Origin of the sequence: Methylacidimicrobium tartarophylax, assembly GCF_902143375.2 — a bacterium.
GTDB classification, from domain to species: Bacteria; Verrucomicrobiota; Verrucomicrobiia; order Methylacidiphilales; family Methylacidiphilaceae; genus Methylacidimicrobium; species Methylacidimicrobium tartarophylax.
In genome coordinates this window covers 117929-140500 of sequence record NZ_CABFVA020000065.1, presented here as the reverse complement: position 1 = coordinate 140500, position 22572 = coordinate 117929, and the positions used below count along the sequence as shown (strand labels likewise).

At 60.8% G+C, this 22572-nt stretch carries 20 protein-coding genes; 4 read left to right on the top strand and 16 right to left on the bottom strand.

Going from position 1 to position 22572, the window contains the following annotated elements; genetic code table 11:
- Both MAMT_RS05870 and MAMT_RS05865 read right to left on the bottom strand, forming a co-directional pair.
- The coding region (locus MAMT_RS05870) for a 3-deoxy-D-manno-octulosonic acid transferase (RefSeq protein ID WP_142660047.1) at positions 1–1298 on the bottom strand (1298 nt) is incomplete at its 3' end.
- A gap of 61 nt (positions 1299–1359) precedes the next feature.
- Positions 1360–2367: a tyrosine recombinase XerC gene (locus tag MAMT_RS05865; protein WP_246186559.1), complete on the bottom strand. Its 1008-nt coding sequence runs from the start codon at positions 2365–2367 to the stop codon at positions 1360–1362.
- A 165-nt stretch (positions 2368–2532) separates the two neighbouring features.
- Here MAMT_RS05865 and ppc point away from each other — a divergent pair, with 165 nt between their 5' ends.
- Positions 2533–5304, top strand: a complete 2772-nt coding sequence (gene ppc / locus MAMT_RS05860) for a phosphoenolpyruvate carboxylase (protein WP_142660046.1) — start codon at positions 2533–2535, stop codon at positions 5302–5304.
- Positions 5305–5402: 98 nt separating this feature from the next.
- Here ppc and MAMT_RS11335 read toward each other — a convergent pair whose 3' ends face one another.
- The 9 genes from MAMT_RS11335 to rsmA all read right to left on the bottom strand — a co-directional run bounded on the left by MAMT_RS11335 (position 5403) and on the right by rsmA (position 12614).
- On the bottom strand, positions 5403–5540 hold the full coding sequence (locus MAMT_RS11335) for a hypothetical protein (protein ID WP_178086937.1): 138 nt from the start codon (positions 5538–5540) through the stop codon (positions 5403–5405).
- Between the two features lie 252 nt (positions 5541–5792).
- Positions 5793–7403: a 2-isopropylmalate synthase gene (locus tag MAMT_RS05855; protein WP_142660045.1), complete on the bottom strand. Its 1611-nt coding sequence runs from the start codon at positions 7401–7403 to the stop codon at positions 5793–5795.
- Positions 7404–8453 (bottom strand): ketol-acid reductoisomerase, encoded by a 1050-nt coding sequence (gene ilvC, locus MAMT_RS05850; protein ID WP_142660044.1) that lies wholly within the window; start codon positions 8451–8453, stop codon positions 7404–7406.
- Between the two features lie 7 nt (positions 8454–8460).
- Complete coding sequence (ilvN, locus tag MAMT_RS05845; protein ID WP_142660043.1) at positions 8461–8955, bottom strand: acetolactate synthase small subunit; 495 nt, start codon at positions 8953–8955, stop codon at positions 8461–8463.
- Positions 8956–9206: 251 nt separating this feature from the next.
- Positions 9207–9389: a broad-spectrum mercury transporter MerE gene (gene merE, locus MAMT_RS05840; RefSeq protein ID WP_246186560.1), complete on the bottom strand. Its 183-nt coding sequence runs from the start codon at positions 9387–9389 to the stop codon at positions 9207–9209.
- 53 nt (positions 9390–9442) lie between these two features.
- Positions 9443–11059 carry a mercury(II) reductase gene (gene merA, locus MAMT_RS05835; RefSeq protein WP_142660042.1) on the bottom strand — a complete coding sequence of 539 codons (1617 nt, stop codon included), beginning with the start codon at positions 11057–11059 and terminating at the stop codon, positions 9443–9445.
- A complete protein-coding gene (merP, locus tag MAMT_RS05830) occupies positions 11056–11364 on the bottom strand; it encodes a mercury resistance system periplasmic binding protein MerP (RefSeq protein WP_246186558.1) in 309 nt (102 codons plus the stop codon). The genes merA and merP overlap by 4 nt, the downstream gene beginning before the upstream one ends.
- A 7-nt stretch (positions 11365–11371) precedes the next feature.
- Complete coding sequence (merT, locus tag MAMT_RS05825; protein ID WP_142660041.1) at positions 11372–11752, bottom strand: mercuric ion transporter MerT; 381 nt, start codon at positions 11750–11752, stop codon at positions 11372–11374.
- Positions 11753–11837: 85 nt separating this feature from the next.
- Positions 11838–12614 carry a 16S rRNA (adenine(1518)-N(6)/adenine(1519)-N(6))-dimethyltransferase RsmA gene (rsmA, locus tag MAMT_RS05820; RefSeq protein ID WP_142660040.1) on the bottom strand — a complete coding sequence of 259 codons (777 nt, stop codon included), beginning with the start codon at positions 12612–12614 and terminating at the stop codon, positions 11838–11840.
- Positions 12615–12731: 117 nt separating this feature from the next.
- Between rsmA and metE the strand changes: the two genes are divergently transcribed.
- A complete protein-coding gene (metE, locus tag MAMT_RS05815) occupies positions 12732–15056 on the top strand; it encodes a 5-methyltetrahydropteroyltriglutamate--homocysteine S-methyltransferase (RefSeq protein ID WP_142660039.1) in 2325 nt (774 codons plus the stop codon).
- Here metE and MAMT_RS05810 read toward each other — a convergent pair.
- Positions 15045–15386 (bottom strand): acylphosphatase, encoded by a 342-nt coding sequence (locus MAMT_RS05810; RefSeq protein ID WP_142660038.1) that lies wholly within the window; start codon positions 15384–15386, stop codon positions 15045–15047. The genes metE and MAMT_RS05810 overlap by 12 nt on opposite strands.
- A 69-nt stretch (positions 15387–15455) precedes the next feature.
- Here MAMT_RS05810 and MAMT_RS05805 point away from each other — a divergent pair, with 69 nt between their 5' ends.
- Both MAMT_RS05805 and MAMT_RS05800 read left to right on the top strand, forming a co-directional pair.
- Entirely contained in the window at positions 15456–16562 is a 1107-nt protein-coding gene (locus MAMT_RS05805; protein ID WP_142660037.1) for a glycoside hydrolase family 3 N-terminal domain-containing protein, read from the top strand.
- A gap of 151 nt (positions 16563–16713) precedes the next feature.
- The gene (locus tag MAMT_RS05800) at positions 16714–18843 is read left to right on the top strand and encodes an AMP-binding protein (RefSeq protein WP_142660036.1); all 2130 of its coding nucleotides are present in this window, start codon (positions 16714–16716) and stop codon (positions 18841–18843) included.
- Positions 18844–18864: 21 nt separating this feature from the next.
- Here the strand turns inward: MAMT_RS05800 and recO are convergent, their stop codons facing one another.
- The 4 genes from recO to MAMT_RS05780 form a co-directional block, all read right to left on the bottom strand.
- A complete protein-coding gene (gene recO, locus MAMT_RS05795; RefSeq protein ID WP_142660035.1) occupies positions 18865–19416 on the bottom strand; it encodes a DNA repair protein RecO in 552 nt (183 codons plus the stop codon).
- 3 nt (positions 19417–19419) lie between these two features.
- Positions 19420–19719, bottom strand: coding sequence for an rRNA maturation RNase YbeY (gene ybeY, locus MAMT_RS05790; RefSeq protein ID WP_246186557.1), 300 nt, complete (start codon positions 19717–19719; stop codon positions 19420–19422).
- Positions 19720–19744: 25 nt separating this feature from the next.
- Complete coding sequence (locus tag MAMT_RS05785) at positions 19745–21322, bottom strand: HD family phosphohydrolase (RefSeq protein ID WP_246186556.1); 1578 nt, start codon at positions 21320–21322, stop codon at positions 19745–19747.
- A gap of 62 nt (positions 21323–21384) precedes the next feature.
- The gene (locus MAMT_RS05780; protein WP_142660032.1) at positions 21385–22359 is read right to left on the bottom strand and encodes a PhoH family protein; all 975 of its coding nucleotides are present in this window, start codon (positions 22357–22359) and stop codon (positions 21385–21387) included.
- Positions 22360–22572: the final 213 nt, after the last annotated feature.

Here is a 22572-nt window from a genome sequence, read left to right as displayed (position 1 = left end):
CCCAAGATGTCTCCCGCTGCGCGGGCGGCGGCACCCACATTCTTCGAAAAGACTGCGCGCGCTCTCTTTCCGAATTCCGATCGCATCGCCTCGGAGGTGAGAAGCTCTTCTAGGAGAGCGCCTAGCTCCGCCCGATCGCCTGCTTGGAGAATGGCTCTCTCCCGCCGGAACTCCCGAACCAGCATTTCGAAATTCTGCATGTTCGGACCGACGAGAATCGGCTTTCCGGCGGAAGCAGCCTCCAAAAAATTTTGCCCGCCGTGGGCGCGGAGGCTCTTCCCGATAAAGACAATGGTTGCTTTCTCATAGAGGAAACGTAGTTCTCCCGTCGTATCCAGAAGCAGCACGTCTGAAGGCACATCCTGCACCATGCCCTTCCCTAATTCCGTGCGCGACACGACGGATAATCCGGATTTCCGACAGAGCGCCCGGATTTCCGCACTCCTCTCCACATGTCTCGGCGCAAGAATCAGGCGCAACTTCGGATGGCGATGCCGCGACTCACGATAGAGATCGACCATGACCTCCTCTTCGCCCGGATGCGTGCTGCCCGCCAACAAAATGAGAGCGTCGACAGGCCATCCGCACCACTCCCACCAGGCGCAGGGAAGGGCCTCCCCACCACTCCCCAGGTTGGCGACATCGTACTTGAGATTGCCCGTCACAAAGATCGCCTCCGGCGGAAAACCGGCTCCGATCAAGCGATCCACGTCCTCGGGAGCCTGAGCCAATACCAAGGAAAGTCCGCGCAAAATCGGTCGGAAGATCTCAGGGAAGCGTCGATACCAACGCTCCGTCCGAGGCGAAAGCCGCGCGTTGAGTAAAAACACCGGAACTCGGCGCCTCTTCGCTTCCCAGAGATAGTTGGGCCAAACCTCTGTCTCCACGAGGATCAGAGCCCGAGGACGCAACAGCGCGAATGCCCGCCTCACGACGCCGGAGAAGTCGACTGGGCTCCAGAGAACGATGGTTCCTGGATCTGCAGCGCTCATCGCCACTCTCCGTCCCGTGATCGTCGTCACCGTCAAGGCGACTCGGAGCTCGGGAGACTTCCGCCTCAACTCCCGTAGCAGCGCAAGCGCCACAAGCACTTCTCCCACGCTCACAGCGTGGATCCAGAGGTCCACCCCACTGCCGACCATCTCTCGGGTCGAAGGCGCATAGAACGCCATCCGTTCGGAGAGCCCCTCTCGGGGGCTTCCCCGCTTGGAGAGTCGGTGGACATAATACGGACTGATTAGACCGGCAATCACCGGGAAGGTCACCCGGTAACACCAACGTAGCAGAGGAACTTTCACGAGAGTGCGTCAACCGGGCACGCTCGGCCCGCCGAGGAAAAAGGCTTGGGAGACATGTAGGCTAGGCCCGGGGATGGGCCGCTCGATAGACTTCCTGCAACCGCTGGGTGGACACCCCCGTATAAATCTGAGTCGTCGAAAGGCGTGCGTGACCCAGCAGTTCCTGCACGCTCCGCAGATCGGCTCCGTGATTGAGCAGGTGCGTGGCAAAGCTATGCCGCAGCTTGTGCGGGCTAAACTCACCCTCCAGGCCCGATTCCGTCAGATAGAGCCGAAACGCCGATTCGATAAAGCGAGGAGAGAGAGGTTTCCCCCGCCCAGAAACAAAGAGCGCATCGGCCTGATAGGGACAAAGCTCCCCATACCGGAGGATCGCCTCGGTGGCGGCGGGGCCCAGCGGGCAGAGGCGCTCCTTGCCGCCCTTTCCCAGCACGCGGACCAACTGCTGCTCTGGGTCGAAGTCCTTGCGACGCAATCCTGTCAATTCTCGGAGGCGCAGTCCGGCACCATAGAGCACCTCAAGCCAAGCCTTATCCCGCCACATCTGCCATTCCTTCCACGCCGGACCGCGAACCGATCGCCGTTGGTTTCGTTCCGCCCACTTTCTTCGCGGCGCCTCCAGAAACCACAAGACTTGCTCCTCCGTGAAGAAGATTGGCAGACGCCGGGCCAGCCGAGGGAGCCTCATCGCGCGAGCCGGGTTGTCCGCCATCTGTTTCTGTCTGACTGCTCGGGCAAAGAACGAGCGAAGCGCCGCAAACCGCACGCGGATGGAAGCCGCTCCCAGCTCCGGTCGGCGACAGAGCTCGTAAAGATAGTCGCGCAACTCCTGCGGCTCCACCGTCCACCAGGACTTCCCTTTCCGACGGCCGGCAAACTCCCGCAAGGCTTGACCGTAATTCCGAATAGTGAAGGAAGAATACCCTTTCTGGTTCCGAAGAGCGGCGAGGAAGCTCCGAATCTCCCGCTCCTCGTCCGCCGGCCACTCGGTTTCCGGTCGACCAGCCCGCCCCTCTTCGGCTCTCGTTTCGTTCCCGCTTCTGCGGAGGATCTGACCCCGTGTGTTCACTTCCCTATTGACCGGCAGTAGAGCTTACCCCTCGCTGTGGGAATCCGGCCATAAGAAAACGTCTGAGCATATCTGGATGCCCTCCGCGCAAACCGCCTGAGGAAGCAATGCTTCGGTTTGGCATGGACGAAAAAGCGTGTAGACTCCTTCGATTTCTACTGTCCCATGAGAGCGACTCCTCCGCCGTCCGACCACGATTTCGACCGCCTCTCCCGAGCGATCCACCTCCTCGGAGATGCTTTGGGCCGCGTGATTTCCAATCTGGAGGGAGAAGAGGTGCTTTCGGTCGAGGAGGAGATCCGATCCCTCGCCAAGGCGAGTCGGGCGGGAGAAACGAGCGCCTCCGACTCCCTCGCCGAGGCGGTAGGCCGACTTTCTGCGCCGCTCGCCTATGAAATCGCCATGGCTTTCACCAGCTACTTCGAACTAGTGAATCTTGCTGAGGAAGATTATCGGATTCATCTGCTACGAAGCCGCCGGCGGCGGCAGCTGGAATCCGGCGCATTCCCGCGTACCTCGATCGAGGCAGCCTTCGTAGAGCTCAAGACCAAGGGAGTCGAGCCGGAAGAGATCCAGAGGATCGTCGACAAGCTTCAGATCACCCTCGTGGTGACAGCCCACCCCACGGAAGCCAAGCGTCGCACCATCCTCGAGAAACTGAGCCGACTAGCGCGACTGCTTCGTGAGCAAGAGGAAGGCGCTCCCGCCCAAAGGGCGGATTGGTCTGCCACCCTGGAGCGAGAGATCGCCTCTCTATGGCTTACGGATCGCAACCGCACCGAACGGCCGCAGGTCCTGGACGAGGTTCGGACCGGACTCTGGTTCTTCGATTCTACGCTCTGGGAGGTTCTTCCCGATCTTCAGGCAGAGATGGAAAGATCCTTGTCGCGGCACTATCCGACCGTACGGCCGCCGCAGCACTGGATCTCGTTCGGCTCCTGGATCGGGGGAGATCGAGACGGTCACCCATCGGTCACCTTCGAGGTGACCGCGGAAAGCCTCGTTCTGCATCGCAGACTCGCTCTGGCAAAGATCGCCGATACGCTGAATCGACTCTCTCGTTTTTTGACCATTTCCACCCGGCGGGATCCGTCCGCGTCCCATCTGCTCGATCAGTTCTCGCAACGCGAACACCGCATCCTGGATCGCAGCCATCTGGCTCTCCGCTATCCGAACGAACCCTATCGCCTGCTGTTGGCGGCGCTTGGTGAGGAAGTGCTCGAGGCACGCGACCGCACCCTTCCCTCCGCCCTGCTCGATTTCTTCAGCCCCTTGCCGGAGCCCGATCTCACGCTAGGCAGCCTTTCGCGCGAATTCGACTCCATCGCCGAAACGCTCGGGAAAGGTTGCGCGCCCCTGCTGGCCGACGGCGACCTCCTGCGACTCCGCCGGGAACTCAACACTTTCGGCCTGCACACGGCACCACTCGACCTCCGGCAACACTCCCGTGTTCATGAAGAAACGCTCGACGAGCTTTTGCCACTCCTCGGCCGCGTCGAGAGCTACACCCACCTGGGCGAAGCAGAAAGGCAAGCCGTTCTCTCCTCTCTCCTCCAACGACCTCCGCCTTCCGACCTCCGAACGCTCTGGGAGCGCTGTCGCGGGGCAGGCCACGATGTCCTGGGCGCCCTTTTCACCGTCTCGCGGGCTCGGGCACTCTACGGGAAAGAGTGCATGGGCGCCTATGTGATCAGCATGACCCGAGAGCTCTCGGATGTCCTGGAAGTGCTTCTTCTCTGCCGCATCGCACAGGTCGATCTCGCCATCGCGCCTCTAGTGGAGACTCTGGATGATCTCGCCGCGGCCCCCGCGATCCTCCGGAACCTGTTTACCCATCCGGCTTATCGGTTGCACCTCGAGCAGCAGGGGAACGAGCAGATCGTGATGTTGGGCTATTCCGACAGCAACAAGGACTGCGGATATCTCGCCGCGAGCTGGGCGCTCTACAAGGCGCAGGATGCCATCATCGAAGTTTGCCACCAACATGGAGTGATCCCCGCACTCTTTCACGGTCGCGGGGGCACGATCGCCCGAGGAGGAGGGCCGGCGGCGCAAGCCATTCTTGCTCAGCCGTGCGGGCTCATTGAAGGCAAGGTTCGCATCACCGAACAAGGCGAAGTGCTCTCCACGCGCTACCACGATCCGGACATCGCCTTTCGCATCCTCCAGCAGATCTCCTACGGAGCTCTGGTCGGAACCCATGCCTCTCGGGCCCCGTCGCCTATCCCCGCTCGTTGGGTCGACGCGATGGACGAGATCGCGGCGCAAAGCGTGCTCTTTTATCACGGGCTCATACGCGAGGATCCCGATTTTCTGCAATTTTGGCGGGAGGCGACTCCGATCGACGAACTGCGTCAACTCAACCTCGGCTCCCGGCCCGCCGTTCGCTCCCGTATCGACAGCCTCGAAGAGCTGCGGGCCATTCCATGGGTTTTCTCTTGGATTCAGAGCCGCTTTGTCTTGCCCGCATGGTATGGCATGGGCGCCTTGGCCTCCTTTTGCGAGCGCTCCTCCGAGGCGCTCGGGCTGCTTCGCGAAATGTATGAGGAATGGCCTTTCTTTCGCACCACCTTGGACAATGCGCAGCAATCCCTAGCCAAGGCGGACATGAGCATTGCCGCTCGCTACGCATCGCTGGTGCGCGATTCGGAAATCCGCGAGCGAGTCTTTTCGAAGATTCGGGCCGAATACGACCGTTCCGTCTCTTCCGTACTGGCGATCTCCCAGGTCGCCACCTTGCTCGATCGCGAACCGGTGCTGCAGCGTTCGATCCGGCTGCGGAATCCCTACGTCGATCCGCTCAATTATATCCAAGTCGAGATGATCCGCCGCCTTCGCTCACTCGAGGCGGGACACGACGAAGAGGAGCATGCTCTGCGCCGGGTGATCCAACTGACGGTGAACGGGATTAGCGCCGGGCTGCGAAATACGGGATAGCCGCCGCCTCGTCGGTCCCGGAAAACTCCGCTTATGCACCGTTAAATGTCTTTGCAATTAAGTCAGGACGGTGCATTAATGGTAATATGGTGGCGAAATTACACCGCGTAAGGCCGCCAGAAATCGGCGAATCCCACGATCCGCTTCGCGCTCACCACCGCAGAGACCTGACGATGAGCCTGATCCTGATCATTGTGATCGGGTATCTGTTTCTGATGGTCTTCGTGACCTTCCACGAGCTTCTTACTCTTATGCTGCCGGAGCCTCCCCCTCCTTCCCCCATCTCCCCTTCCGTGCCTCTTTTTTAGCCTGCATCTCTCACGAAGTTGGGAGGCGCCGGCCGCGATGGACTTAGAGGCAAGGCCGGAGCGCAGGTTTTCCTCCGAAGCTGGTTGACGACAACCTGCGAAGAGAGCCAAAACGCCAGTCCCAACGAAGCAGCCGGGTCCAGTTCGCAAACCGCAGGAGAACGCTGGGGACTAGGCAGGCTAAGGAGCGGCCGCGATCGGCACGCTTGTCTTTGGATCGACGTCGCCTCCCCGGGACGAGGCAGTCTGTGCCTTCGTCGGAGCGTCACCCCGGGAGAGAAAGGAGCGGTTGACCGCATTGAGATAGGCCCGGACACTCGCCTCGACTACGTCGGTCGACGCCGCTTTCCCGGTGAGGAGCCTCCCTTCGCCGAAGTCGACCCGTACGGTCACCTCGCCGATCGCATCCTTTCCCTCGGTAACCGCTTCCACGCTATACTCGACCAGGTGTCCGTGCCGTCCGCTGATCCGATCGATCGCCTTCATCGCTGCGTCTACCGAGCCACCGCCGACACCAGCGTCGGTCAAGACCTCGTCTCCCTTGCGCAAGCGGACTGCGGCGGTGGGAACTCCGTGGAACGCCGTCGAGACGGTCCAGTAGACGAGCTCGAAGGTCTCCTGGATCCGCGTGATCTGTCCTTCAGCGAGCGCGACCAGATCATCGTCGTAGACAAATTTCTTCTTGTCTCCGATCTCCTTGAATTTCCCGAAAAGCGCTTCGATCTCCTCCCGGCTCAGCCCGAACCCAAGGGCGATGAGCCTCTTTTCCAAAGCGGCCCTTCCGCTATGCTTGGTCAGAGGCAGTTCGGTCTCGCCCCACCCGATCGCCATCGGATCCATGATCTCGTAGGTTTCCCTCTTTTTGAGCACCCCGTCCTGATGAATGCCGGCGCTATGCGCAAACGCGTTTTCTCCGACCACCGCCTTGTTCCGTTGGACGTGGAGACCCGACATGCGAGCCACCAATCGGCTGGTCCGAACGATCTCCTTGGCATGAATGCCCGTTTCGAGCCCGCCGAAAACATCACGGCGCGTCTGGAGCGCCATCACGATCTCCTCGAGCGCGGCATTGCCCGCTCGCTCTCCGATCCCGTTGATCGTTCCTTCGACCTGTCGCGCTCCGGCCTGAATCGCAGCCAGAGAATTGGCGACCGCCAAGCCGAGGTCGTCGTGGCAATGGACGCTCAATACGGCTTCCCCGAGGTTGGAAACCCCTTCCCGAAGCATCCGGATCCGCTCCGCAAACTCTCCGGGCGTCGTGTACCCCACCGTGTCGGGGATGTTGATCGTCGTCGCTCCTGCGGCGATGGCCTCCGTCACGATCCGAAGCAGAAAATCGGGCTCCGTCCGTGTCGCATCCTCCGGAGAAAATTCGACATCCTCCACAAAGCTGCGAGCATGGCGAATCGCCTCGACGGCGAGACGGATAATCTCCTCCCGGCTCTTCACCAGCTTGTGCTCGCGGTGAATGGTAGAGGTCGCCAGGAAAACATGGATCCGACCGCGCTTGCCGGCTGGCCGCAGCGCTTCTCCCGCCGCCTGGATATCTCCGGGAAGACAACGAGCCAGTCCGCAGATCTTTGGCCCGTCGATCTGCTCGGCGATTTCCCGAACCGAGGCGAAGTCGCCTTGGCTGATCACCGGAAAGCCCGCCTCGATCACATCCACGCCCAGCCGCGCCAACTGCCGCGCGACCTCGAGCTTCTGCCGAGGCGCCATGCTTGCTCCGGGACACTGCTCTCCATCCCGCAATGTCGTGTCGAAGACGATCACTCGATTGGAAGATTTCATCTAGATCGGCTTTCCGCCACCCGCCTCGAAGGCCGCCTGTGCTCCCGAGACATCCCGCTTTTTCAACCACGGCATGAGGGAGCGCATTCGCGCGCCCACCTTTTCGATCGGATGATCCGCCCCTTGTTGCAACAGTTCCTTATAACGCTTCTTCCCGCCTTCGGTCTCTGCGATCCATTCCCGCGCGAAGCTTCCGTCCTGGATGCGGCCTAGGACCTTCCGCATCGTTTCGCGCACATGCTCGTCGATGATTTGCGGACCGACCGTGACATCGCCCCACTTCGCGGTCTCGGAGATCGAGAAACGCATTCCCGAGATCCCCGCTTCCTGCATCAGGTCCACGATCAGCTTCAACTCGTGGAGGCATTCGAAGTAGGCCATTTCCGGCTGGTATCCGGCGTTGACCAGGGTTTCAAAGCCCGCCTGCACCAGCGCCGTGACTCCGCCGCAGAGCACCGCCTGCTCCCCGAAGAGATCGGTCTCCGTCTCCTCACGGAAGGTCGTCTCGATCACCCCGGCTCGCGTCGCTCCGATGCCGGCGGCCCAAGCGAGTCCAGTTGCCAACGCGTTCCCGGAGGGGTTCTGGCCGACGGCAACCAGGGCGGGAACCCCTCTCCCCAAGGTGAACTCCCGGCGCACCAAGTGGCCGGGACCCTTGGGAGCAACCAGAATGACATCCACGTTTTCCGGCGGAGCAATCGTCCGGTAGTGGACAGCAAAACCGTGAGCAAAGCCCAGCGTCTGCCCTGGGCGGAGATGCGGAGCGATCTCGGTCGCGAATAAATGGGGAATCACGAGATCGGGCGTCGCGAGGAAGAGCACGTCAGCTCTCGCTGCCACCTCTGCGCTCCGCTGGACCGCGAAACCCAGTTCCTGCGCAACACCCACTGAACGGCTCTTCTCCGGAAGACCCACGATGACCTCGACTCCGGAGTCGCGCAGATTGAGCGCATGCGCGTGGCCCTGCGATCCGAACCCAATGACCCCAAACACTCGCCCCTGCAACGGCGCGAGACTCGCCTCTTTTTCCGTATAGATCTGTGCAGCCATAAAATTCCTAAGCCCCCCCGTCGTATTTTCCTTGCCGCGGCAGAGCAATCTTGCCCGTTCGGGAGATGTCCAGAATCCCGAACGCCCCCATCAGGTAAAGAAACTTCTCCACCTTGCTCTGGTCACCGGTGATCTCAATGGTTAAATCCCCAGGCTCCACGTTCACGATCTTCGCGCGAAAGATGTCACAAATCTGCATGAGCTCGGCCCGAGAGCGCTCGGTGCTTTTGACCTTGACCAGGATCAGTTGACGATCGATGTATTCGCCCTCTCGAAAATCCTGCACCGCGATCACATCCACCAGCTTATTGAGCTGTCGGGTAACCTGATCCAAAACCTTGTCGTCCCCTTTGACGACGATCGTCATTCGCGAAACCTTCTCATCGTGTGTCGGACCGACATTCAAGGTGTCGATATTATATCCCCGTCCACTAAATAAGCCCGCGACTCGGGTCAGCACGCCGAACCGGTTCGCCACCAGCACCGAGATGGTGTGCCGCATGGATACCTCCGGTTCCTTCACGGGGACATTGGCCTGTTCCATAAACAAAAAACCCACTCAGAGAAGAGGGAGAAACGGGAAGTCGATCTGGACGCCGACGCTACCGAACCAGCACCTCCCTAGGAGGTTGCTAGCTTGCCTACTAACGTCAGCATCGTCATAACCTCACTTTTCCCATAAACCTTTGCAGGCTTAGGGTCAAACCAAAAGATTGACTCTTCGCCTGTCGCCGTTCCCCACCGGCGGAGAGATTACGATCCTCTGCGGAACGCTCGCCATGCCTGCAGCACGCAGAGCAGAAAGAGGCCGCTCAATCCGAGTGCGGCGATCCCCTCGTGATCCCAGAGAAATGCACCAAAGGTCGTTCCCGCCAAAGCAAGGGCCAGGATCGGCAAATGGCAAGGGCAGGTCATCACGGCCAGTGCCGCCCACAGCTAGCCGGTGAAGCACTGTCGTTCGGACGGATTCGCGCTCATCTTCCCCAACTTTAGCCGGCGCAGCAGGACAACTGCTTTACGTCCTGGCGAAACGCCTGCGCGGCAAGCTTCAGCCCCTCGACCATGGTCAGGTACGGGAAGAGCTGCTCCGCCAGCTCCTCCGCGGTCATTCTGTGGTGGATCGCCAGCGCCGCCGCCTGGATCAACTCCCCGGCTTCCGGCGCCACCGCTTGCACGCCGATCAGCCGGCGAGAGTCTTCCTCGATCACGAGCTTGATGAAACCCCGTGTGTCGAAGTTGACGAGGGCGCGCGGCACGTTGTCGAGGGTAAGCGTGCGGCTGTCGGTCTCGATGCCGGCGACATAAGCTTCCTGTTCGCTTAGACCCACGGTGGCGACCTGTGGATCGGTAAACACCACGACCGGCATGGCAGTGAGGTCCAGCGACGCGTCCCCACCCGTCATATGGATCGCCGCGCGGGTTCCGGCGGCGGCCGCCACGTAGACGAACTGCGGCCGGTCGGTGCAGTCGCCGGCCGCGTAGATGCCTGGGGCACTGGTGCGCATGCTGGCATCGATGACGATGGCCGCTTGTGAATTCCGAGCCACGCCGGCCGCCTCCAGGTTGAGCCTCTCTGTGTTCGGTTTGCGGCCGGTCGTGATCAGCAGCCGGTCAGCGACCAGTTCGCCATCGGGAAGCGTGAGCACGAACTCGTCGTTCCTATAGGCAACCTGGCTCGCCTGGGTATGCTCCCGCACCTCGATGCCTTCGTCTCGGAAAACGGCGCTCAGCGCCTCGCCGATGGCCGGGTCCTCACGAAAGAGCAGCGTGTGGCGAGCAAGGATGGTCACCCGGCTACCCAAACGGGCAAAGGCTTGAGCCAACTCCACCGCCACCACCGACGAGCCGATTATGGCCAGACGCTCGGGGAAGGTGTCGGTCGCCAGCGCCTCGGTCGAGGTCCAGTACGGTGTGTCCCGGAGGCCGGGGATGGGCGGCACCGCTGGACTCGCCCCGGTGGCGATCAGGCAGCGATCGAACGTCACCATCTGCTCACCGCCTTCGTTGAGTCGAACGATCAAGCTGTGACCGTCCTGGAAGCGCGCTTCGCCATGCAGCACCCGGATGGCCGGATTGTCGGCCAGGATGCTTTCGTATTTGGCGTGGCGCAGTTCCTCGACCCGCCCTTGCTGTTGAGCCAGCAGCCGTTCTCGCATGACCACCGCCGGGGTGGGTGGCAGGCCCTCGTCAAACGGGCTTTCGCGGCGGACGTGAGCGATCCGGGCGGTCTGAATCATAATCTTCGAAGGCACGCAGCCAATGTTGACGCAGGTGCCGCCGATGGTGGCGCGCTCAATCAGCGTGACGTGCGCCCCTCGCTCGACCGCTTTCCGAGCCGCCGCCATCGCCGCGCTCCCGCTTCCGATCACTGCCACGCTCAAAGTTCCCGCCCGGTATCCGAGGCTGGCCACTGCGGCCATCAATGCTTGCCGAGTCTCCGCTCCATCCGCCACAACTTCCGCCCGTTGCTGCGGATAGGAGACCGACACCGAGCGGACACCAGGCACCTTTTCCAAAGCCTGCCGTATCCGCTCGGCACACAAGTCGCAACTCATCCCTTCGATTGGGAGGGTGAGGCGGAGGGAAGGAGCCACCGAGTCGGTCATTTCTTCTCCGTGTCGGCGGCAGGGTAACCTGCATTCTTGGCCGCTCGTTTCAGCCCGTCCACGTTAGTCTTTTGATCGTCGTAGGTGACGGTCACGCTCTTTTTAGCTGGATCGACGGCCACTTTTTCCACGCCGGGCACCCGTTTGAGAGCGGTACGCACTGTCGTCGGGCAGGCCCCGCAGGACATCCCGGGGATATACATCGTCGTGCTCTGCGTCGACGCCCAGGCCAGGGAAATCATGACTACGGCCAAGGAGGCGATGGCGATCAGCATTTTCTTATTCATTTCGAGGTTCATCTTCATCTCCTTTTCATGGAAGGAGCGGCAGAACGTAAGGAAACCCGAGGGCAACCAAAACAAGGGCGGCCACGAGCCAAAAGAGGATCTTGTAGACCTTAGTGGCACGCGGTGCCGCGCAAACTTCCTCGGCCTTACAGGAGGCTCCCGAACCGAAGATGGCCCGCCAGGCAAAGAAAAGCGCCACCAGAGCCATGCCGATGAAGATCGGCCGATACGGCTCCAGCACGGTCAAGTTGCCGATCCAGGCACTGGAGAAACCAAGCGCCACCAGCACCAGCGGTCCAAGGCAGCAGCCCGAGGCGAGGAGGGCGGCGAGGCCCGCCGCCGCCAACGCACCGCGACCTCTCTTCTCTTCCGAAACGGCTTTCTCCTTTCCGGCCTCCTTCCTCATCCTCTCAACCCTAACTCCGTACTCAACTACGGCGTCAAGGATCATGGAGTCGGATGCGGAGGGACTGAGGACCGAGCTTCACCCTTCAGCCTCGAAGCGATTGCCAGATCTCCACCCATTCGTCGACACCCAATTCCTCCGGACGCCTTCTCTCCTCGTATCCCAACTTCTTCCCTAAGCATTTCCGACGATGCAAAAAGCCCCGGCGCACGAAGGCACAGAACCCTTCTCGATCCTCCCCGGACACCAGCACCGTCTCGAGCGGCTCCAGGCAGACGACCGCAGAGTCGACCTTCGGCATGGGATAGAATACCGACGGAGGTAATCGCTTTCGGATCTCTATGCGAAAAGAGGTCTGTCCCATGACGGAAAGGCTGCCGAAGGAGGAGTGCCCCGGAGTGGCCACGAGCCGCTCGGCTACCTCTAGCTGGAGCGTCACCACGATGCGCCGGAAGGAAGCCCGACGGCGGAAGAGGGAAGCGAGAAACGGTCCGGAAATCGAATAAGGAAGATTGCCGACCAGCACCCAGTCCAAGGCGGGTTCCGGCCATTCCGCCCGGAGTACATCCCCTTCGAAGAGATGAAAGCGATCCTCCCCCCGGAAGCGATCGCGCAGGATTCCCGCAAGGCCCCGGTCGATTTCGATCGCTCGCACCTCCGCCCCTTTCCCCAGGAGAAGCTGCGTTAAAACCCCCAAACCAGGCCCGACCTCCCAAATGTGCCAAGGGAAAGAGAGTCCTCCAAGGGCGGAGTCGACGATCCAACGGGCCATGTTCCGGTCGTGGAGAAAATTCTGACCAAGCCGCCGAAGCGGCCGCAACCCTTCCCGAGCCAGTATCTCCCGGATCTCCCGAATGCTCATCGTTCCTCGCGCCTCCGATTTCCCGGGAGGACCATGCTTTCCTTCGCGCTTCTTCCCGCCCAAAGAAACGAAAACCTTCCTTGCGCTTCTCCACCCGCTCTGTTAAGGGCCATCCTCATGGAGCTGTGTACCCACAACTTAGGTTATCCCAGGATCGGTCCCAACCGCGAGCTCAAGCGGGCGCTCGAGTCGTACTGGAAAGGAGAGGCGACGCTCGATGCCCTCTTGCAGACGGCCTCCGACCTTCGCCGGCAGGCATGGACCCGACAAAAGGCCGCGGGGATCCGTTGGATCCCGACCGGCGACTTCAGCCTCTACGACCATGTCCTGGACACCTCGGCGCTCCTCGGGGCGGTTCCTCCCCGATTCGGCTCCTTCGGCGAAGAGGTTCCCGTCGATCTGCTTTTCGCCATGGCGCGCGGCCTGCTGGAACGCGAGCATGGGCACGGCTCCCATGGCCTGGCTCCCATGGAGATGACGAAGTGGTTCGACACGAACTACCACTATATCGTGCCGGAACTCAAACCGGGTCAGAGCTTCCATCTTTCCTCTCAAAAACCATTCACCGAATTCCTCGAGGCCCGGCAGGCCGGATTTTCGGCGAAGCCGGTCTTGCTGGGACCGATCAGCTTCCTGCGGCTTTCCAAGGTCGAAGGGAACGGGGATGCCGCAACCCTCCTTCCCGCCCTTCTCCCAGTCTATCAGGAAATCCTCCGCCGATTTGCCGAGTTGGGATGTGAATGGCTTCAAATCGATGAACCCGCGCTGGTTCTCGATCTCTCACCTTCCTTCCAGAAAGCTCTGACCGTTGCCTACCAGGAACTCCGGTCGGCGGCCCCGAATCTCAAGCTGCTTTTAGCCACCTACTTCGGCCCGCTGCGGGATAACCTCGAGGCAGCCTTCTCCCTGCCGGTCGACGCCCTGCACTGGGACGCAACGCGGGGGGGCTCGGAGCTGGAAAGCGTCCTGAACACGATTCCACCCAACATGATCTTGTCGTTGGGAGTCGTCGACGGCCGAAACGTCTGGCGAAACAACTTTTCCGAATCACTCCGCTCCCTCGAGCGCGCTCTCGCCGCCGTAGGTCCGGACCGCCTCTGGGTCGCACCGTCTTGCTCCCTGCTTCACGTCCCCGTGAGCCTGGAAGGAGAAAAGCGCCTCGATCCGGAATTGCGTAGCTGGCTTGCCTTCGCTTACGAAAAACTGCGCGAAGTCGACCTTTTGGCCCGGCTCGCCCTTCGAGATCCAGTCGCCTTGCCGGCTCTCGAAGAAAACCGGCAGGCCCTGGAGTCTCGTCGACAGAGCAGTCGGGTACACGATTCCGCCGTCGCGCAGCGGGTGAGTTCGGTAGGCCCCCTGGATCTCCAGCGGAAGAGCGCCTATCCGGCGCGAAGAAAGGCGCAGCGAACCCGAAATCCGCTGCCCCTGCTTCCCACCACCACGATCGGTTCTTTCCCCCAGACCGCCGAAGTGCGGAAGGCCCGAGCGCGATGGCGAGCAGGCGGGCTGACGACGGCGGAATACGAGTCCTTCCTGGAAGGAGAGATCCGGCGAGTCGTCGATCTGCAGGAAGAGGTCGGTCTCGACGTTCTCGTGCATGGCGAATTCGAGCGCAACGACATGGTGGAATACTTCGGAGAGCAGTTGGCCGGTTTCGCCTTCACGGAGGGCGGATGGGTTCAGAGCTATGGTTCGCGCTGCACCAAGCCGCCCATTATCTTCGGCGACGTTTCCCGTCCGAAGCCGATGACCGTCCGCTGGTCGCAGTTTGCTCAGTCGCTGACGCAAAAACCGATGAAGGGAATGCTGACCGGACCGATCACGATTCTCCAATGGAGTTTCGTTCGCGACGATCAGCCCCGTGCGACCACGGCCCGGCAGATCGCTCTTGCCATTCGCGACGAGGTTGCCGATTTGGAAAAAGCCGGCCTTTCGGCCATTCAAATCGACGAACCGGCCCTGCGGGAAGGGCTTCCGCTGCGACGGGCCGATTGGCCCTCCTATCTCACCTGGGCGGTCGAGGCCTTCCGCCTTAGCGCGAGCGTCGTCGCCGACTCGACGACCATCCACACGCACATGTGCTATTCGGAGTTCAACGACATCATCGATGCAATCGCCGCTTTGGATGCCGACGTGATTTCGATCGAGGCCAGCCGCTCCAGCATGGAGCTGCTCCACGCCTTCGTTCACTTCCGTTATCCCAACGAGATCGGGCCTGGGGTCTGGGACATCCATTCTCCGCGCATTCCCTCGGTGGAGGAGCTCGTCGAAGGGATTCGGCGTGCCTTGACGGTACTTCCCGCCGCTGCCCTTTGGGTCAATCCCGACTGTGGACTCAAGACGAGGAATGCCGCGGAAGTGGTCCCCTCCTTGCGTCACATGGTGGAAGCGGCCAGGAGGGTCCGGAAAGAGTTGTCGGAAAAGGGGGAATCAGCCTCCTGAGAGGAACTCTTCCTCCAAGTGGATGACAAAGCCGCGAAGCTTTCCCGTGGGCTCTTCCCAAGCAGAGTCGAACGATTCGATTCGCGGAGCAAGGTGAGTCGCCCTTATCTCCTCGAGCAGTTGCGTAATCGCACTTTCCTCTCCCTCGACGACCAGTTCTACTCGGCCATCCCGCCGGTTCCAGACCGCCCCTTCCACGGGAAGGTTTCTTGCGAGATGAGCCACCGTCGCTCGGAACCCGACACCTTGAACCCTACCGGAGTAGATGATGCGCAACCGTTTCCTCATACCGGAAAAGCCGAGGCGGACGACAGCCTCCTGGCGAACCACGCTTCGTCCTCCAATCTATCGCCCTGGATGCGCAAAGAGCAATGTTTCCCATAGGAGGATCAACAGCCCATGCCTCATTCGTTAGCCGACGGGGGGAAGTTTCTCGTCCTGGGGATACCAGGCCCGGAAGTCGATTTGGCCACGCGGGAACTCATCGAGGCCGTTCGGCCTTCGGGTTTTATTCTTTTCGCCCGGAATCTCCGCTCTGCCGAACAGCTCCGTGCTCTCCTCGACGAACTGCGTGGGCTTTCCTCCTTTCCTCCCTTCCTCGCGATGGATCAGGAAGGAGGACGCGTCTCGCGGCTGCGGCGGATCGGAAACGAACCACCCAGTGCTCGCGATCTGCGCGAACGAGGGGATTCCTCGCTCATTCTTCGGCACGGGACCCTTACGGGTCAGCTCTTCCGGCTTTTCGGACTCAACTGGAACCTCGCGCCGGTTCTGGATCTCGCCGTCGACGAAGAGGCGGACAACTCCCTCCGCAATCGATGCTATGGCCGGAGTCCCGATGAAGTATCCCGCTTTGCCTCCGCGTTCTTGGAAGGCATGCAGGCTGAGGGAATTCTCTCCTGCGGCAAGCATTTTCCTGGATATACCTTCGTGCATGTCGATCCGCACCAAACTCTCCCCACTCTGGACCGGACTCTTCGTGAACTCGAGGCGACGGAGTGGAAGCCCTTTCGCGAGCTTCTTGCGGCGTGCGACTCGCTCATGGTCGGCCACGTGCGCTGTCCGAACCTTGATTCTTCCGGTGCTCCCAGCTCTCTTTCCCCGGCTGTCGTGGAGGGGATTCTCCGCCGGAAGTGGGGCTATTCCGGACTTGTGGTGACCGATGACCTCGATATGGGCGCGATCGCCAATCAATACTCTCTGCCGGAAGCAGCCGAGCTCGCCCTTCGCGCCGGCAACGATCTCTTGCTCGTCTGCCACCGGCCTTCGCTCGCTAGGGAAGCAGCCGAGCGCTTGGCCCGCTTGCCCGATGCCGTCCGTGCACCGGCCGAAAGACGAATTGAAACCCTGCGCCGGCGGCTGGCTGCTCCACTCCCCTTTTCTTTCGAACGGTTCGTCGACCTCGACGTCCAAGTTGCCAGACTACGAGTCGACTCCCTCTCGCCCCAGAGAGCCAGCGAACCGACCCGGGATCACGCCAAGCACTCCCCGGTCGAAACCTTTTGAAGAGAAGGCTCCGTCTCTCCTCTTCCCAAAGCTCCGTTGTCCCGGCGCCGCTCACCCGACTTTCTCGCCGGTTGGGGTGCGAACTTTTTTAAGAAATGCAGGCTAAGCAGTTGCCATTAGCAACCTTCTAGCGCATTTTCACTCCTTTCGAATGTCGACTTCCCGCTGGCTCGGAAAAGAATGGCTCCCTCCGACCGGGTGTCTCTTAGCCTTTGCCGGTGCGCCGAAGGAGTCTCTTCTCTCCCTGGTCGACGACTCTCCCCGACCGATCCTCCTGGCAGTTCCGGAAACCGGTCTTTCTCGCGAAGAGGTGGCGGAGTTGCAGCGCAGGGGAGTCAATGTTTTCGGAGAAGAGGAGGCTCCCCGAATCGCGCAGCGGCTCCTCGAGTGCACAGAGTCCGGTCAACTCGTCGCATTGATGGATGAGATCCGGTCGGACCCCGATCACGCGGTTCACCCTCCGAATCCGGTCTTCCAAAAGGTCTTCGAGGCCTATTCAGGGCCGGTTTGCCCCGCATGGATCGATCTACTGTGGATCCTGCTCTTGCGTCGCTGGGCTCTCGAGTCCGCTGCCCCGAAAGAATCTTCTCTCATCCATATCGGACCTCCCCGTTCCGTCCCGACCCTCTCTCTCGATTGGCTCGTCAAGAGTTGGTACGACCTCGGGGAGCGCTCGCTTTCCAGCAGGCCGGAGATCGAGGGAAACCTTGCCTTGGCCTGTTTCCTGGCGTTGCGCGAGGCGCGTTCTCGCGCCGTTCTCACCGACGGTTTCCAGGAAAGCCGAACCCTGAGCGGAGCGAAGCTGCTCGCTTTGGGCTTGCGCCTCGCCCGATGGCTGCGCCGCTCCGTTCCCGAACCGCGGGTGGGGCTCGTCTTGCCCCATGGGATCGGCGCTGCCGCAGCCAATCTGGCCTGTCTCTTCGCGGGGAAGGCCCCCGTCAACCTCAACTTTACGGCCGGGCGAACAATGAACACCGTCGCCATCCGAAACGCCGGGCTCCGAACGATCCTCACCGCCGAAGCCATCCAGGCGAAGCTTGGCGATTTCCCCTGGACGGATCGGACGGTCGACCTGCGAAAGCTCCTATCGGGTTTTTCTCGTCTCTCTCTCCTCCGTGATCTCTTTCTGACCTCGTACCTCCCTACCAGACTCGCCCTCCGCGTGACCGGCATTCCTCTATCCGGCGGGAACCGGGAGGCTTCGCTCCTCTTTACGAGCGGCACGGCCGGCGACCCCAAGGGAGTGTCTCTTTCCCACCGCAATCTCCTTGCGAACGTGGGCCAGATCGAGGCGATTCTGGGTCAGATCCAGGTTGAGCGCGTCTTGGCCTGCCTGCCGGTCTTTCACAGCTTCGGAGCCACCGCCACCCTCTGGTGGCCACTCATGGGCGGACCTCATGCGATCACCTACGTGAGCCCGATGGAGGCCGAGAAGCTTGCTCAACTGATTGAGACCCACCGGATCGACCTTCTCATCACGGCGCCTACCTTTCTGAGAACGCTTTTGCGGAAGGCCGAGCGGAATCAGATGCGCAGCCTTCGCCTGGTGATCGTCGGATCCGAAAGGCTTCCCCAAGCGTTGAGGGCGGAGTTTGAAGCGAAGTTCGGTACTCCGGTCTGCGAAGGCTACGGCCTGACCGAGGCCTCTCCGGTTGTTTCCACAAACCTCATGGATCTCCGTTATCCGGTGGATAGTTCCGCTTACCGCGCACGAAACCGTCCGGGAACCGTCGGTCGCATTGCTCCGGGGATCAGCGTGCGGGTCCGGCACCCGGACACCGGGGCCGATCTTTCTCTTTCCGAGCGCGGCATCCTCTGCTTCCGAGGAGCCAATATCTTCCGCGGTTATCTTGACGATCCGCTCCGCACGCAAGGGGCCCTCTCCGAAGGCTGGCTCTTGAGTGGCGATGTGGGACGCGTGGACGAAGCCGGCTTTCTCCAGATCGAAGGACGGATCAGCCGGTTTTCCAAGCTCGCCGGGGAGATGGTGCCCCACGGAACCGTGGAAGAAACCATCCTTCGCTCTTTCGGCCCGGAACTGGGGGAAGGCTTCGAAGTCGCCGTTGTGGGCATTCCGCATGGGAAGCGAGGGGAAGAGCTCGTCCTTTTTTCCAATCGCCCGCTGACCACATCGTCACTTCGCCGGAAGTTCGTCGCGCAGGGGCTCTCCTCGCTCTGGAGCCCACGAAAGGTGATCGTGCGGCCGGAGATTCCCAAGACCCCGCTGGGCAAGGTTGATTTCCGAAGCCTTCGCGAGATCGCGCTCACCGAGGAAGAGTAATTCCGCCTGTGGGATGGCAAGTCAGGCGCCGGATAGGACCGCTTCGGTTAGGCTTTTCCTGGACGCAAAAATCCGAGAAGCACTGCTCCCCAGGAGCTCATCCAAAGCAGCGAAGCCACCTCCCCTCAACCCGCTCGCCTCCAGAAGGCGACGTTCATAGCGCTCGATGAGGATAAGGGAGGGCGGATGCGTTTCCAAATAGGTGAGTGCCTTGCGCAGTAAGTCGTAGAGTTCCGGGAAAGGAGTTCCCCGCTCCACGGAGCCCCCCAAGAGTTCGCCGAAATATTGCGCACAGGAGAAGGTGGCCCAGCTTCTTCGAAGTGCTAAAAATGGATTTCTTACTCGCGCCTCCTTGAAGAGATGGAGATCTCCCGTCCGAGGGGCAAGCACCGCAATCTCGCAGAGATAAAAAAGATCAAGAGGTCCGCGGTGGGAACCTGTCCATCTTTTTGCGCCCTTTGCCAGAGTCTGGATCCAGCCCAGGTCGGCCGTCATCCAGCCAAGAATCCAACTGCTCTCGGAATAGGAATGCCGACGCAGAAGGATGGCTTCCGTTTGCCGCTCCCGATCCATTGTTCAGGGTTCCCGTGCGGCATTCCCGGGATTCGAACGAGGGACGGCTCCCCGAGCCAGCGCAAAAAGACGCCCTTGCTCCGCCACCATCGCCACGCGATCCGCACGCGATTTGTCGTCCCATCCGGTTAGATGAAGAAACCCATGGATCCCGTAAAGAAGCAGTTCCTCTTCCGTGGTCAGATTATGCCGAGGCGCTTCCTTTTCGGCGACCCAAGGACAAACGATCACCTCTCCGTAATCGAAGGAGAGGACGTCGGTCGGCCCCGGCTCCCGGAGCCATTTAACATGCAGCGCCGCCATGGCTCGCGAAGAGACCAGGGAGAGCTCAATGCTCGGCGGTAATGGTTGACCTCGCGTCTTGATCCGTCGAAGAGCCATCTGCCACTGGAGGAGCAAAGCCCGACAGGAGAGGAGTACCTGCCGTTGACGGTTGAAGACGGAGAGCTTCGGCATCATCGGGTTCTTTCTGCGGATATCGGAGACGACTGTGCAACATCGTCTTCAAGGTAAAGCTCAGACTTTCTTCGATCGAATGCAACTCCTGGAGCGTGAGATGGCATTCGTCGAGTTGATGGCTGGCCAGCTTCCGCCAAACCAGTTCGCGCACCATCTGCTCGATCCGTTGCGCAGTCGGCCTCTCCAGGCTGCGAGAGGCGCTTTCCACGATATCGGCAAGCATCAGAATCCCCGCTTCCCGGCTCTGCGGCTTTGGCCCAGGATAGTGAAACTGGCTCTCGTCGAATCGGGGCACATCCTTCTCCGAGGCTCCCAAAATGCGGACGCCTGCCTTGAAGTCTTCGACCGTTCGAAGCGCCCGTTGATAAAAATAGTATACGAGGGAATCGCCATGATGTTGCTCGATGCCATCCAGAATGGGCCGTTTCAAATGATAGCGCTGAGCCAGCTCCATCCCATCCTTGACGTGAGAGACGATCACCAAGGCGCTCAACGAAGGCGAGAGTCTGTCGTGCGGGTTCTCTGCGCCATCGATGTTTTCCGCAAAATATTGCGGGTTCACCAGCTTTCCGACGTCATGAAAATAGGCCATCACCCGGCAGAGAGAGAAGTTGGCTCCTACAGTCTGCGCCGCCGCTTCCGCAAGATTCGCGACCATGAGGCTGTGGTGATAAGTCCCGGGAGCCTCGCTCGCAAGACGCCGCAGCAACGGATGATTCAGGTCGGAGAGCTCAAGCCAGGTGAAATCGGTGTTCACGCAAAAGAGCTCCTCCATGAAGGGCAAGATTGCGTTGACGAGGACTCCGGTCAGGAAACCAAGAATTACGCTCCAGGCACCCTGCTCGATGAGCACATCGCTTTCCGTTTCGCCCACATAGCCGAACGCCATGGCGCACACGAGGCTCACTACGCCCACCGCCATTCCCGCCTGAATGATGTCCCGGCGACGACGGACCCTCTGGGTCATGTAAACGCCCACGAATCCCGATACGAGATTGTTCACCAGAAGAGGAATGCTCTGGTTGATCAGAACCGCGCTGAAAAGCGAGGAAGCAAAAACGGTAAAGAGCCCGGGAAAGGCCCCGAGAAGCGAGGTCGTCAGCAGAGGGGCGAGCGCGGTGGGAACATAAAAGTAGAGAGCATGAAACTCCGCCCCCGGTTGATGCATCGACCAGAGGTAGACCGCTTTGCTGACAAACAGGTTGATCAGAATGGCCACCAACACGAGCGCAAGCTTGGAATTGCTCTGGAAGAGCTCGGGAAGCCCGATTCGCATCGGGATGAAGATTCCTACCGACAAAACGACCGTCAACAGGGCGACCGCGTAGGTGGGATGGGCGTGAGACCAGGTGCCGCAGGCGATGCTTAGTGCCGTAAAGAGAAAGAAGAGAAACCCACGGACTCGCTGGTCCTTCTCCAGCATCTCCCGCCATTTGGAACAACTCATCGTTCTTCGGGACCGACCGCAGGCCAGTCCCTTGCGCTTCAACCGCCAGTGCTCGAACAAGCTCATGAGTTCGCTAACCGACCGGTCCGTTCCCGATGCACGCGGTAGGCTCCCAGGATTCGCCGCACCAGATCGTGGCGAAGCACATCCCCTTCCCCGAACTCGCAGATCGAGATCCCCTGCTGCTCCCGTAGCGCGGCGATCGCCTCCAACAAGCCCGATTGGCGACCGCGGGGAAGGTCGATCTGCGTGGGATCTCCAGTGACCGCGCAGCGAGAACCCGGGCCCATGCGCGTGAGAAGCATGAACATCTGCTCCGGCGTGGTGTTCTGCGCTTCGTCCAGAATCACGAAGCAGTGCGCCAAGGTCCGACCTCGCATGAACGCAAGAGGAGCAATCTCGATCCAGCCACGGCTTAGGTAACGCTGCAACTCTTCCGCAGGGAGCATCTCGTCGAGGGCGTCGTAAAGAGGCCGCAGATAGGGAAGGACCTTCTCCTCCACCTGTCCGGGGAGGAAGCCCAAGGCCTCTCCCGCCTCCACCGCAGGCCGTGTGAGCACGATCCGCTCTACCTCCTGCGCCCGGTGTGCCGCGACCGCGGCGGCTACCGCCAAGTAGGTCTTACCGGTTCCGGCCGGCCCGACCCCAAAGACCAGCTCATGAGAGCGCAACGCCTCTACGTAGGCGCGCTGGCTGGGAGTACGTGCCACGATCGATGCCCCGTTCCTCGACGGACGCAGGCCCTGACGATGCAACGTCGCCAAATCGACTCCATCCCCCCGTCCTATGACATCCACGGTATATCGCAGCTCCTGTTTCCCAATATTGACTCCCCGATGGCGAGCATCCTCGAGCTGTCGGAAGGCTCGTGTCGCCTTCGCCACGCCGTCTGCTTCGCCCTCGATGCGGATCCACCCTTCCCGGGTGATCACTTTCACCGAAAAAGCCTCTTCGAGAATGCGCACATTCTTGGATTCATTCCCGAGGATTGCCGCCACATCTCTCGGTCCGCTGAATGCGAGCGTTTCCTGTGTCATCGTCCCTGCGCGCTAGACACTCTGCAAGACATGAGTTCAACCGCCCTGCTGGATCTCGTCGAATAGAACGAGACAGGGAAATGATAGTCGCGGATTTGCCGAGCCAAGGCGCAAGCCTTTGACATTTCGATTCGATCTTTTTATCCAAAAGTAGCCTATCTTCAAGTCCGCACTCGTGCAAATCGAAATCGCTTGTACCCTCCCGCTCCGCCC

Excerpts from the sequence above, each read along its gene's own strand:
- MAMT_RS05800 (WP_142660036.1), top strand. The coding sequence starts at position 16,714 with ATGTCGACTTCCCGCTGGCTCGGAAAAGAATGGCTCCCTCCGACCGGG.
- merT (WP_142660041.1), bottom strand. The coding sequence starts at position 11,752 with ATGAGGAAGGAGGCCGGAAAGGAGAAAGCCGTTTCGGAAGAGAAGAGA.
- ybeY (WP_246186557.1), bottom strand. The coding sequence starts at position 19,719 with ATGGCGGCGCTGCATGTTAAATGGCTCCGGGAGCCGGGGCCGACCGAC.
- ilvC (WP_142660044.1), bottom strand. The coding sequence starts at position 8,453 with ATGGCTGCACAGATCTATACGGAAAAAGAGGCGAGTCTCGCGCCGTTG.
- recO (WP_142660035.1), bottom strand. The coding sequence starts at position 19,416 with ATGGATCGGGAGCGGCAAACGGAAGCCATCCTTCTGCGTCGGCATTCC.
- merA (WP_142660042.1), bottom strand. The coding sequence starts at position 11,059 with ATGACCGACTCGGTGGCTCCTTCCCTCCGCCTCACCCTCCCAATCGAA.
- MAMT_RS05780 (WP_142660032.1), bottom strand. The coding sequence starts at position 22,359 with ATGACACAGGAAACGCTCGCATTCAGCGGACCGAGAGATGTGGCGGCA.
- ppc (WP_142660046.1), top strand. The coding sequence starts at position 2,533 with ATGAGAGCGACTCCTCCGCCGTCCGACCACGATTTCGACCGCCTCTCC.
- MAMT_RS05805 (WP_142660037.1), top strand. The coding sequence starts at position 15,456 with ATGCCTCATTCGTTAGCCGACGGGGGGAAGTTTCTCGTCCTGGGGATA.
- MAMT_RS05855 (WP_142660045.1), bottom strand. The coding sequence starts at position 7,403 with ATGAAATCTTCCAATCGAGTGATCGTCTTCGACACGACATTGCGGGAT.
- MAMT_RS05785 (WP_246186556.1), bottom strand. The coding sequence starts at position 21,322 with ATGAGTTGTTCCAAATGGCGGGAGATGCTGGAGAAGGACCAGCGAGTC.
- rsmA (WP_142660040.1), bottom strand. The coding sequence starts at position 12,614 with ATGAGCATTCGGGAGATCCGGGAGATACTGGCTCGGGAAGGGTTGCGG.
- metE (WP_142660039.1), top strand. The coding sequence starts at position 12,732 with ATGGAGCTGTGTACCCACAACTTAGGTTATCCCAGGATCGGTCCCAAC.
- ilvN (WP_142660043.1), bottom strand. The coding sequence starts at position 8,955 with ATGCGGCACACCATCTCGGTGCTGGTGGCGAACCGGTTCGGCGTGCTG.
- merP (WP_246186558.1), bottom strand. The coding sequence starts at position 11,364 with ATGAAGATGAACCTCGAAATGAATAAGAAAATGCTGATCGCCATCGCC.